The sequence below is a fragment of the Streptomyces sp. NPDC048419 genome (genome assembly GCF_043200415.1).
Taxonomy (GTDB): Bacteria; Actinomycetota; Actinomycetes; order Streptomycetales; family Streptomycetaceae; genus Streptomyces.
On record NZ_JBICXT010000071.1, the window covers coordinates 1 to 11,497 of the forward strand.

The 11,497-nt window shown below is 65.3% G+C and carries 9 protein-coding genes and 3 pseudogenes; 4 read left to right on the forward strand and 8 right to left on the reverse strand.

Annotation, left to right across the window (positions count from 1 at the left end; all coding sequences use genetic code 11):
- The first annotated feature begins 716 nt into the window (after window positions 1-716).
- Window positions 717-2,027 (forward strand): MFS transporter, encoded by a 1,311-nt coding sequence (locus ACGFYN_RS46975; RefSeq protein WP_393872116.1) that lies wholly within the window; start codon window positions 717-719, stop codon window positions 2,025-2,027.
- Here the strand turns inward: ACGFYN_RS46975 and ACGFYN_RS46980 are convergent.
- The 7 genes and pseudogenes from ACGFYN_RS46980 to ACGFYN_RS47010 all read right to left on the reverse strand — a co-directional run bounded on the left by ACGFYN_RS46980 (window position 1,932) and on the right by ACGFYN_RS47010 (window position 7,786).
- Entirely contained in the window at window positions 1,932-2,840 is a 909-nt protein-coding gene (locus ACGFYN_RS46980; protein WP_393872117.1) for a transposase, read from the reverse strand. The two genes, ACGFYN_RS46975 and ACGFYN_RS46980, sit on opposite strands and share 96 nt — an antisense overlap.
- Before the next feature lie 91 nt (window positions 2,841-2,931).
- A pseudogene (locus tag ACGFYN_RS46985) lies at window positions 2,932-3,114 on the reverse strand (transposase family protein); the annotation flags it as partial.
- A 54-nt stretch (window positions 3,115-3,168) separates the two neighbouring features.
- Window positions 3,169-3,636 carry a transposase gene (locus tag ACGFYN_RS46990; RefSeq protein WP_393872124.1) on the reverse strand — a complete coding sequence of 156 codons (468 nt, stop codon included), beginning with the start codon at window positions 3,634-3,636 and terminating at the stop codon, window positions 3,169-3,171.
- A 132-nt stretch (window positions 3,637-3,768) separates the two neighbouring features.
- A pseudogene (locus ACGFYN_RS46995) lies at window positions 3,769-4,230 on the reverse strand (transposase); the annotation flags it as partial.
- Window positions 4,231-5,579: 1,349 nt separating this feature from the next.
- On the reverse strand, window positions 5,580-5,933 hold the full coding sequence (locus ACGFYN_RS47000; protein ID WP_393872118.1) for a hypothetical protein: 354 nt from the start codon (window positions 5,931-5,933) through the stop codon (window positions 5,580-5,582).
- Window positions 5,934-6,216: 283 nt separating this feature from the next.
- Window positions 6,217-7,023, reverse strand: a pseudogene (locus tag ACGFYN_RS47005) (transposase family protein).
- 571 nt (window positions 7,024-7,594) lie between these two features.
- On the reverse strand, window positions 7,595-7,786 hold the full coding sequence (locus ACGFYN_RS47010; protein WP_393872119.1) for a hypothetical protein: 192 nt from the start codon (window positions 7,784-7,786) through the stop codon (window positions 7,595-7,597).
- A 160-nt stretch (window positions 7,787-7,946) separates the two neighbouring features.
- Between ACGFYN_RS47010 and ACGFYN_RS47015 the strand changes: the two genes are divergently transcribed.
- Window positions 7,947-8,201: a hypothetical protein gene (locus ACGFYN_RS47015; RefSeq protein ID WP_393872120.1), complete on the forward strand. Its 255-nt coding sequence runs from the start codon at window positions 7,947-7,949 to the stop codon at window positions 8,199-8,201.
- 151 nt (window positions 8,202-8,352) lie between these two features.
- Complete coding sequence (locus ACGFYN_RS47020; protein WP_393872121.1) at window positions 8,353-9,225, forward strand: IS5 family transposase; 873 nt, start codon at window positions 8,353-8,355, stop codon at window positions 9,223-9,225.
- Between the two features lie 4 nt (window positions 9,226-9,229).
- Here ACGFYN_RS47020 and ACGFYN_RS47025 read toward each other — a convergent pair whose 3' ends face one another.
- Window positions 9,230-10,459, reverse strand: a complete 1,230-nt coding sequence (locus ACGFYN_RS47025; protein WP_393872122.1) for an IS701 family transposase — start codon at window positions 10,457-10,459, stop codon at window positions 9,230-9,232.
- Between the two features lie 145 nt (window positions 10,460-10,604).
- On the opposite strand from ACGFYN_RS47025, the gene ACGFYN_RS47030 reads away from it, so the two are divergent.
- Window positions 10,605-11,027, forward strand: a complete 423-nt coding sequence (locus ACGFYN_RS47030; RefSeq protein ID WP_393872123.1) for a DUF6879 family protein — start codon at window positions 10,605-10,607, stop codon at window positions 11,025-11,027.
- The last annotated feature ends 470 nt before the right edge of the window (window positions 11,028-11,497 follow it).

The window sequence follows — 11,497 nt, forward strand, 5'->3', positions numbered from 1 at the left end:
CCAATCTGCTAGCTAGGAGGAGATCATGAAGCGTGCCCTCTCCCCAGGCCGTCGTGCGTCGTGCCCTCTCGGCCCACCACTCCCCAGGCCGCCGTCGCGCGGTAACTGTGAGATGGGGTGGTGCGGGCCGGGGGCGCCTGTGAGGGGTGCCGCCCGGCCCGGCTGCCTGCGGGGACTGACGGCGGGCCCAGATCCGGAGACGGCCCTGGGCGTCCGGGGATTGGTTGGTGGTGTCTGTGGATCGGTTCGTGTCGGGCTGCGGGCAATGGTGGTGGCATTGCCCTTTCTGAAATTCTCAACCACCGCCAGACGGAAGCCAGAATTCGGCGGAGCCCCTATCCATAGTGCTCACATGCCGCCAATGCCGGTAAATACTTGAAAGTAAGCGGCGTGAGGTTTATCGCATAAATGCTGGTGCTGACTCTGGCGCGACTCCGTTGCCCTTTCCGTCGCCAATCGGGTTCGCGCCGATGAAGTCTCATCGGATCCACACAGCGGCGACGGCCGGCGATCCCCTGCGGCCTAGAGCGAGGATACAGCTAGCTTCATTATCGGCCCCATCCGTCTAGTTATGTGAATTAATTCCGCAGGCAGCAATTACAGCACTTCGACCCCTAGACCTGCATCAACATATCCAGTCGAGATGCTTGAGATAGATAGGTTCAAGTATGCCAACCCTCAATATTAGACGTTTCTCCCTGCCAGCATCTGCCTGGGTGATACTAGGCGGCGAACTGCTCTCGGCATTTGGCTCAGGGGCCACTGTCTCCTATCTGATCGTCTATCTCTACAAGGTGTGCGGCGTCGCCGTGGCCGCGGCGTCAGTGCTTTTGATTGTGCGCGCTCTGCTGGCGATAGCTGGCGCTGCTGCGGGTGGTCCGCTAACCGATAGGATCGGTTCAAAGTACGCTGCTGCCATCACCCTTGCCGGCGCGGGAATTGCTTCTCTCGCTCTGGCTTCGGCCCGGCAGCCGGCTTTCGGTTTGGCAGCGGCTTCGATAGTGACTGCTCTCCAACTTATGTGCATGCCGGCCCTGGACACCATGCTGGCAATCACCGTGCCACAGACCCGCAGGCAAACCGCCTTCGCCTGGCGGCAGACCGCAATCAATTTCGGTGCCGCTAGCGGTGCAGCCACCGCAGCGCTCGTGCTAAGTCGAGAGCCAGCCACAGAAGGCCTGCCCCTTATCTACATCCTCGATGGCGCGTCTTACATTCTCTATGCCGCTACCATCCTAACGTTTATCCGTGTGGGGGGCAGACAAAATTCCCTACCTCAGAAGCCCGAGGATCTGGATGGATCCAGGAGTTCTTCGAGCTATCGCCGAGTATTCGAAGATCGGCCAATGCGCTGGTTGCTTGCGATCGTAGCAATTGTTGTTTCCGTCGGATTTACACAATTTGAGATAGGACTGCCAGCCCTCGTGGTTAACGGCGGGATTAACCCCGCCGCTCTGGGCTGGATGTATGCTGTCAATGCGATTGCCGTCTTGTCTCTGCAATTGCCGATTCAGCGGCTGGTTATTGGCCGCAGCCGCGGCGTGGTACTCGGGTCCGCGATGGCCATAATGACTGTCTCCTGGATGCTCGTGGTTGTTAGTCTGGGCCACGGGACTGCACTTCTAGTCACAGTTGGTGCAGTGTTCGGAATTGGCGAGACGCTTTATACTCCCGTCGTTCAAGCGATTGTCAACGACCTCGCGCTCCCCCATATCCGCGGTCGCTACAACGGTGCGCAGGCGGTTACGCACACGACTGCTTGGCTCCTGGGAGCCGCCGTGTCTACCGCTTTTCTCGCCTCGGGTCCGTCGGGTACGCGACTACTGTTCATGGCGTGCATGGCGACCCTGCTGATCGGCCTGCCTGCTGCGTTCAGGCTGCAACGTGCGCTTCCCGCCGGTCTTGCACGTGTCCCGGATCCCGCAAGCGATTCAGCCGACCGCATGGCGTCGAGACTGCCGGAGCGCACAGAGCCGGATCCAAGCGGCGACAGGAATTGTCCTACACCCGGCAGCATCATCGGATGAGTCGTGGCGGCTCTGCCGGCCTTCCTCGCCTCGATCGTTCACGAGTCCTCCGTGTGCTGGCTGGGCTCTGTGTTTGCGAGGTGCGCTCTTTTCGGGGCTGGGGCAGGTTGACGGCCCGGTTGCTGCGTCGGGTGGGCGCCGGGTTCCACCTCCCCGGTGTGGTGGTGCGGATCGTTGGGGGGTTGAAGCGGCTGGCCAGCCGGGGCTCGGCAGCGCTTGGAGCTGGTTGATTGCCCGGGTGATCTCGCTGGTCCAGGGCCATCGGGTGCTGAAGCGGAGCCAGCGGGGGGGGCCGGTGGTGACGAGCTGGGCGGTGGCGGAGAGCAGCCGTCGGCGGAGCTCCTTGGGTTCCCAGCGGCGGGTTTGGCCGGCCAGGGCGAGCATCGGCATCCAGGCGAGGAGGTCGAGTGCGAGGGAGACGATCTCCAGCCAGATCCGGTTTTGTGCGGTGTCGTGCAGGCGCAGGTTGCGCAGTCCGGTGTCGCGGGCGTTTCGGATGCGCTCCTCGCAGCGGGCCCGGCGGCGGTGACGCAGTTCGAGGTCGGCGAGCAGGCCTCCCTTTGGGCGTTGGTCGCGAAGCAGGTCAGTCGCAGCCCGTCGAGGTCGGTGAAGCGCAAGTGGGCGCCGGGGTGCGGGCGTTCTTTGCGGACGATCAGCCTCATGCCCCTTCGGCCAGGTGGTCAGGTCGGGCATGTCGGTGATCTCCGCGACCCAGGCACCGGGCCGTTCGGTGCCGTCGGCGTCGTAGGCCGGTGTCCATGCTTTCTTCGGGATCCTCAGGACGGCCTGGTGGATGGTGGCGGTGATGGTCATTCCGACGGAATACGACAGCCACCGGCGGGCCTGGCGAGCCAGTCGAGGAAGGCGTGGGTCCGGCGGAGCCGGTGCGGAGCGGTGAGCTGTTTCAGCGTTGCCGCTCCAGGGTGAGGACGGCGGCAGTGATTGACGTCATTCGATTCGGGCTGCATCGGGATCTGCGGAAGATGCGCCAGGACTTCAGTCGTGCGATGCCACGCTTGACCGGTGTCCAGGCTGCGGACAGCGCACGGTTGACGATCTGTTGGGTGGGTGTGAGGTCACGGCCCGGCGGGTGTCGGCGTACACGTGAACGTGGCTCTGGCAAGATTTTCGTAGTCGGAGATCATCTTGACGCCGTGAGAGGCGCGTCCGCATAGCGGCGGCGTATGTGGGCGATCAGGATGACTCGGTGGCGCAGGAGTGGGACGCCGGCACGTCCTGCCATGATGCTCTTCTGGAGCTTCACGTCGATGATGCGACCTTCGTTGACCCCCGAGTTGTAGAGGGCGGTGATCCCCTGCGCGACCGCGTGCTGGTCCTCGCGCAGAGCAGTGGCGACACCGGCCAGCGGAGCCAGTCCGCTGGCAGTGAGCATGTCGAGCCAGTGAGGCAGCGGTGCGGCATCACTGGCATCGAGCATGGCGGCGAACTGGCGTACCAGTTCGTGTGTTCTGCGTAGTTCCGGGCTGTGTTCGAGCAGCCGTCGCAGACGCCTTGCGATGTACGGGCCGTGCCGGTCAGGGGCGGTGATGATCCAGCGGGCGGCTTCACGTGGGAAGGGCGGCCGCTCGCGCGGCTCGTACAGGGGCAGGCCCGTGCCACAGGAGTGCGGCGGCCATCTTCACGCGTTGGTAGTGGCCCAAGTAGCCCTTGGTGACGAGCTCTTGGTGCAGGGTCTTGGCGCTGTGTTCGCCCTCGTCCCAACGTTGCGCAAGTAGTCGAGTTATGGATCGAGGGTGGAGGGGCGGGGTGGCGGGCGGCGAACGGCCTCGTGCCAAGCGCGGGCCCTTGCGTACTTGCGCACGGTGCGACGGTCGAGGCCCAGCTCGCGGGCCGCGGAGCTGTATGATCGCCCGACATCGGTCAGTGCGTGCACGGCCTCGAAGAGCCGTCGGGCATGACGGGTGACCGGAATGTCTGCCGACTCGGATTCCCTCGCCGCGGCGTTCGCGAGCTCGGGCTCGATTGTTTCCGGGACAGGGAGAGCCTCGGGCAGGCAGCACCGGCGGGCGGCGGCGACTTCCTGCACGCGCCGGGACAGGCCCTGCCACAGGTGAAAGCGGTCGCTGACCTGGACCGCCTCTGGGGCGCCGTCGGCGATGCCCTGCCGGTAGGTGAGCGAGCCGTCGCGGCAGGCGATCTCCACCACGGGATGTTCGCGCAGCCAGCGGCTGAGTGTTCTGCGTCTCTGCCTTCCCGCAGCGTCAGCAGGAGCCGGGTGTCGGTATCGGCCAGGAGAGTGCCGTAGGTGTCGCCGTAGAGCGCGAAGTCGTCCACGCCCAGCACCCGGGGCGTCACCATAACGGCAGCGGCACCCGCATCAGCTGCGCGAGCACGGTGCACCGCGAGAGCCTGACGCAGAGGATGCGCAGCATTCTCGCTCCGCCCCGGCCGGCCAGCACAACGCCGACCGATTCGACCAGGTTCTGCAGTAGCGGAGTACTCCGCTGGTAGCGCCCGGTCAGCCCCGGCACCTGCTCGGCGAGTCACCTTCGGGCAGGCCGAGTTCTCGCACTACAGACGGCGCACGTTCAAGTTGATGCGGACTGGCCAACCGCCAAGGGCGACATGGCCGAGGTGCCGTATGTAGCGACTGTGCACCCACTCGCTCAGCGTGCCGAACCCCGTGCACCGCGGGAGAATGCGATCTCGTACGAGCAGAGACCACCACAACAAGACCAGAGATATCGATCGAGACCATGAACACGCCGGCCAATTGCGGTAGTAACTTGGCCAGTTCAACAGAACACAGCCAAAGACTGCCCCGCAGCGCGGGCGGACCACCCATCGCGTCATGCTGATCTCCGGCTGCGAAAATCTTGCCAGAGCCACGTTCAAGTGTACGCCGACAGCGTGCAGATGGGGCAGATCGACTGCGCGGACCTATGCCGTCCAGGGCGGGAGAACGGCTGCAGGGGTTTGAAAGCGAGGTCGTCAGCCAGCACGTGGACACGGCGGGCATCGATTCGCGCGGCCCCGCAGCACCGGCACGTTCCGCTCCTCCTGTTCGGCGGTGCGGACCATCGTGCGCAGCGCCACGTCCAGGCGCATGACGCCGGAGGTTCGGCCGCCGCTGCGAGCTGTGCCTCGGCGGGCGGGGGCTCTGCGGTGATAACGATGGCCTGACCCGGCTTGCGGCGGCGTCGCTGCAGCGTGCGCAGAGCGAAGCCGCAGTGACGGCGGCGGCCAGCAGCGCCACCACGCCCAGCGCAGTTCGCAGGTTCCGAACGCTGCTGCGGGCGCCGGTTCGGGCTCGTCCGATGTAGCAGTAAGGCAGGGCGCCCTCGTCTGTTCAGGAGTGGGTTGACAGACCGGGCAGCTGTAATTCGTTATGTCGCCCCAGTCCGCCAGCGGACCGAAAACACGCTCCGACCTGCGGGCTTCCGGCGGCCTGGGTAGCGCCCCTTGGATGGCACGATCCTGATCACAGGCATTGCGCTACGGAAACCGGCGAAGATAACGAACTACAGCTGCCGTGTTCTCAGTCTTTCTGTTTCTTTGGGCCGAAAGGAAGGCCCGACTGTCCGAAGAATGCTAGTTGCCGGGAACGTAGCATCCCCAGCCGATCTCGTACTCGTACCATTTTGACGGGGTTTTGGTGCCGTCACCGTTGTCAACCTCTATCGTGAAGCTCAGATCCTTGGTCCAGGATGGGGCACAGACCACCTCGGGATGGCCGTGCAAAGCTTCCTCGGCCCGAGCGAGGTGGGCATTCATGGAGGCACCGGAAAAAGCATCGTCGTACGCGTCCTGAAACGACTTGTATGCGTGCCCGGTAAAAGATCCGCCCCTATATCCGGCGGCGTTTGCCGAAGCTGCGGGAATCATAATTCCCGCGGTCGCTGCTGCGATAGTCACGATTGAGGCAATACAAGTTTTGATTCGCATGACTTCTCCTTGTCCGGCACCGATGGCCGGTAATGGGGTGATAAATAGGGCAACTCCTACTCCGAGGCTTCGGAGCGTTTCCTGGACGTCTGGTTCATGGGAGCGTCATAGCGCAGCGTCTGTCCAACAGCACCCGGGATGAGTTCGGGGTTCACTGGAGCGCTTTCTTCCCCCACCCACACTCGGCCACAACGACAATGTCGACATTAGGGGCCTCCCCCAAACCTTCCCCCCACCACCCCGTACACGACGTACACGACGTACACGACACAGTGAGGCTCTTTCATCCTGGATGGCTCCAGGTCAGCAGCGTGTGGATGGCTTGGACGATGGTCCCGATACGGCGGCTAGAGCATCGGCGCGTCGTAGTAGCCGCCAGGACTTCAGCTGTGCAAAGGCGCGTTCTCCCGGAGCTCTCAGTCGGGCGCGGTCGCGCTTGAACTGCTGGTAGTGGGCGGGCTGTTCGCGGTGGTGGTAATACGGGGTGCGGACGGTGGCGGCGGCGCCCTGGTAGGCGCGGTCGGCGAGGATGAGGATCTGCCGGGTCAGGCAGGCTTGGACGATGCCGTGGGCGCGGACAGCGGTCAGGTCGTGGGTGCGGCCCGGCGTCGCGCGGGAGAACCAGAGCGGTGTGCCATCGGACCGTGCGATGACCCGCACGTTCATGCCGTGTTTCTTGTGTTTCTTGCGAGTAGTACGGCTCGCCCGCGGCGATGAGGTCGATGGGGATCAGGGTGTCGTCAACTATGACGTGGTCGCCCTCACCGAGGCCGGTGAGGGCTTCGTGCCGGCCTGACACCCAGGAGGCCAGTACATCCAGGGCCTCGTCGAGGTATCGCCAGGCGGTGGCCTGGGATATCCCGAAACCGGCTCCGAGCTGCGAGAACGTCTCGTTCTTGCACAGGTGGACCAGCGTGAGTAGCGCCTGCTTGAAGCAGCCGAGCTTGCGCCAGCGGGCGTTGCGGGCCCGGCGATGCTCGTAGAGCAACCAGGAGACATGCTCAACGAGCTCATACGGGACGTCGGGGATGGCAGGATACGGAACCAACAGGGCCCCTTCGGTCGCCGGTGTGACGAGTGGAATCACCACGCCAACGACGAGGGGCCCTGCCTCGTCACCACCACCTCTGACCAGCCCATTTCACCCCCAGCACAGGATGAAAGAGCCTCAGAAGGGGCGAAGGACGACGGCCCGACTGCCCTCTATACACGAGCCGCCGCGCGACAGGTCCCCGCGGTCCAGGGGTGGGCGGGAGTTCGCCCCCACTCGACACTGAGGAACGGCGAGTTGACAGTCCCTGCATCTGCGCGGCCCAGATGCGGGTCATGACGCGCAGCAGGTCCGGGTCGATCAGGTCCACGTCGTCCAGGTGATCGCGATGTGCGCACACGTCCCTCCCGGGGCCGGAGTTGCCCAACTCGTGTGCGACCACGACGGCGTCCGCCGGGTCCGTGATCGGTTCGTCGCAGGCCCGGCACACGCGCGTCCCTCATCACGTGCCGCCCCGTCCGAGCCGGTGACACAGGCAGCCGCATCGGGACAACAGCACGATCCCGTCTGAGTACGGCAGCGGGGCGGCCCTGGCCCTGCAGATCGGCGTAGCCGCGTCGCTGTGCCAGCGTGCATTCCGCCGACAGCGTCCGTTCCCCGGTCGGGGCGCTCATCGTTGTTCGGCCGCCGGGTGGTGGCTGCGCATGGCGATGTTGCAGTCCGTGACCCTGGACAGGTTGCCGTCCCGCCGGGCCACTTCTCGCGCGCGGTACAGCGCGGCGCACGCGTCGCAGCCGCCCACTGGCTCGGGTTCGGGCCGGCCCACATGCACCGGCCTGGCCTGCGTGGTCATGGCGTCCATCCCGCGACGCTAGAAACAACTCCGGTGCCAGGGCCATGAACTTGCATGAGCTTGCACGCCAATTTCCGTTGCAGCATGCACTGTTGACGGTGTTGAGGCAGGCCATGAGGCTGGTGCGCAAGCTCAAGCAAGCCCGTCGGAAGAATCAGAAGGGACCGTCATGGCCGTTGAGTTTGTCGGGATCGACCCCGACACCGACCGCGATCACTGTCCTACCGTGTGGGCGGACCCCGAGGCGCAGGAGGTGGTGTTGCAGGACTGGAAGCCGGACGAGGCGACCTGGGCGGCATGCGAGGCATCAAGCCCGGCAGACGGCCCCGTGCCGGAGACCGAGGCGATCATCCGGATTCCGGCCCGGATGATTCCGATGATCAGAAAGGCGTGCGATGCCGTCGAGCGGGCCCACGTTCGCTGATCTCCTGCGCGGCTGCGAAAACTGGGCCGTCCATCTGGAGATGCGCGACGCGTACGCTGCGACCGAGCGGTTTAAGAGGGCGTCTGATCTAGGTAGTTGGTAGTTAGGGATGTTTTTGTGACTGTCGGAGTTGGTGGTCGTTGAGCGAGGCGTGAGTGCTCGTCGCCCCTACCGCAGTGATGTCTCCGATGCCCGATGGGCCTTGATCGAACCGGTCTTCGCGGTCTGGCGAGCTAGACGGACCGGACCCGGAACGGCAGCCCGGGTGCATGAGCTGCGGGAGATCGTCAACGCGATCCTCTACGTCAACCGCACTGGCATTCCGTGGGAGTACCTGCCGCACGGCTTCCCGCCGTACAAGGCGGTCTACGACTACTACGCGAAATGGGAAGCGGACGGCACAACCCGGCAAGTCCACGACCTGTTACGGGATAAGACGCGTCGAGCCCACGGGCGTAATGCAGAACCGACCGCAGCCGTGGTCGACGCGCAGAGCGTGAAGACCTCGGCAAACGTGGCCGAGACCAGCCAGGGCATCGACGCCGGCAAGAAGATCAAAGGACGCAAACGGCACCTGATCACAGACACTCTCGGACTGGTGCTGGCTGTCGTCATCACCGCCGCCAACGTGCATGACACCACCGGCGGCAAGCTCCTGCTCGACGACCCGGCCGCAGCTCATCCCGGCGTGTCCAAGGTCTGGGCCGACGGCGGATACCAGAGCAGCATCTTCAACCACGGAGCCAGGCTCGGCATCAACGTGGAAGTGGTGCAGCGACGGCGAACGAAGGGGTTCGAACCACTGCCGAAGCGATGGGTGATCGAGCGAACCTTCGGCTGGCTGATGCAGCATCGCCGCCTGGCACGGGACTACGAAGTTCTTCCACAGAGATCTCGGACGATGATCCACTGGGCGATGGCAGTGCTTCGTTATGTTCTGGTTCTGGTGAGGGGGCGGCCGCAGGTGGTGCAGGTGCCGCTCCAGCAGCGCAGCAGGTCCTGCAGAGCGTCGAGGACTTGGTAGAGGGTCAGGCTGCTGTCCGGGCTTTTGGGTCGTATCGCCGGAGGGTGAGGAAAGCCTGGGCGGCGGTGACGAGGGTGACGTGGTGGTGCCAGCCGCGCCAGGTGCGGCCCTCGAAGTGGTCCAGGCCCAGGCCGTGTTTCAGCTCGCGGTAGTCGTGCTCGGTGCGCCAGCGCAGCTTGGCGAAGCGCCCCAGATCGGCGATCGGGGTGGTGGCGGGCAGGTTGGTCATCCAGTAGCCGGTGGGCTCCGTCGCCGTCTCCGGTTGTTCGACCAGCAGGCTCCGCAGCGGCAGCACCCCGTCCCACCGGCTGCGTCCGCCGGCCTGTTCCTGCGCGGTGCGGGTGGCTTGCTTGCCCGAGGGCCGCACCTCGAGCACCGCAAACCGTGAGGTCATCGCCCCCTTGCTGCCCTGGCGCCAGGTGACGGTCTCGAAGCGGGTGCCTGCATCGACCAGGTCTCGCAGGGGCCGGGCCGGCTCGCGATAGCGCGGCAGCGTGGGCGGGCCCAGTCCTTGGTAGGGCGGCAGATACGGGACGACACCGGCCGGGCGGGCGACCTCCTTGGGCTCGACGGCCATCACGTAGGACCAGCCGTGTTCCTCCAGGGCCAGGCGGAAGGAGACACTGCGGCCGTAACCGCAGTCGGCCACGATCACCGGCACCGATCCAAGCCAGCCCCCGAGCCTCTCCAGCAGCCGTAACGCCAGGTGGGGCTTGGTCACATGCCCGACCTCGTCGGGCACCCTCGCGGCCCGACGCCGCGGGAGGTCGTGGGCCCACTCCTCGGACAGGAACAACTCCCATTCCAACGGGCAGGAGGCGCTGTCGGTGACCACGTGCACGCTGACGGCGACCTGGCAGTTGGCCCGTTTGCCCAACGCACCGCAGTACTGCCGGGCCACCCCGACCGACGCCCGCCCGCACTTGGGAAACGACACGTCGTCGATGACCCACACCTCGGGCTTGATCGTCTGGACCAGCCGCTCGGCGATCCGCCGCCGCACCGGCGTCCACGGCCAGCGCGACTGGTTGACGAACTGCTGCAGGGCCTGCATGTTCCCGTCCGGCAGCCGCTGGGCCATCGGCTGGATCGACTTGCGCCGGCCGTCCAGCATCAGCCCCCGCAGATAGCACTCGCCCTTGGCCCGCTGATCCTTGCGCTGCACCGAGGCGAACACATCCTCCACGAACAGCCCCAACCCGGCCCGTAATCGGTTCACTTCATGCGTGTCCACGCATCCAACATGCTCTTGATCAGCGCCAACGCATACACCTAACGAAGCACTACTAACAAATGTCCCGCGAACTCACCGGAGAATCCACACCAAGCTGGCGAATCGAAACGGATATCTCTCTCGAAACGGCCTGAACAATGATCAGATGCTCTCTAAGGCGTGGCGGCGTGGCGAACGGATCAACTGGCAGGATCGGGCGTCGTGGTGGCATCCCTACGACCAGACGATCGCGGACGCGGTCGGCCGGGGCGTGGTCATCCGCCGGGCGCGGATCGTGTCCGAGCCGGTGAGTGAGTACATCCGCTGGGAGCACTCCGTGACCCGCGAGTTGCTCGAGGCGGGCGAACAGGTTGGCTGGCTACCCCGCCGCCGGACGATGGATCTGTCCCTGCCCGGCAACGACTTCTGGCTCTTCGACGGCCGGCTGGCTCGGGTGCACCACTTCGACGGAGACGGCGCGCTGGTGGACGACGAGTTCGCCCAAGACCCGGCCCTGTTCAAGCACCTGTCGGCGGCCTCCGACGCGGTCTGGGAGCGCGCCGTCCCGCACGAGCAGTACCGCATCTGACGAACGGCCTGCCCATGTCCCCACACCCGTCCTCCAGCGTTCAGCAGGCGCGCGAGTCGCTCGCAGCGCCTGCTGGAGATCCGCCTGGACGAACTCGCCCGGAAACGAGACGACGCCGGCGACCACCCCACGGCGCAGACCCTTTCCCTGCGTGCAGTCGACACCGGCAGCCTGGAAAGTATCTCCAACTCCAACACCTTCCGCGCCTACGCACGCCGCCGATGACCCCACGGCCTCAACCCCGACGGCACCCCACCCCACCCTGGACCTAGCCCGGCCCGAAACCGTGCGCCCCTCGCCCCACGGGCCGCACCCTGCCCAAGCACCCTTGCGCACAGCGGGTTGGGAGCCGGTGGTGAGATGACGAGGATGCGTTGTCGTTGCTCTCGTAAGACTGACCCCCAGGTGCTCCCGCAGAATTAACCCCCTTGAGCATCTGGAGGGTGCTGAAAGTGGAGGACTGGGCCGAG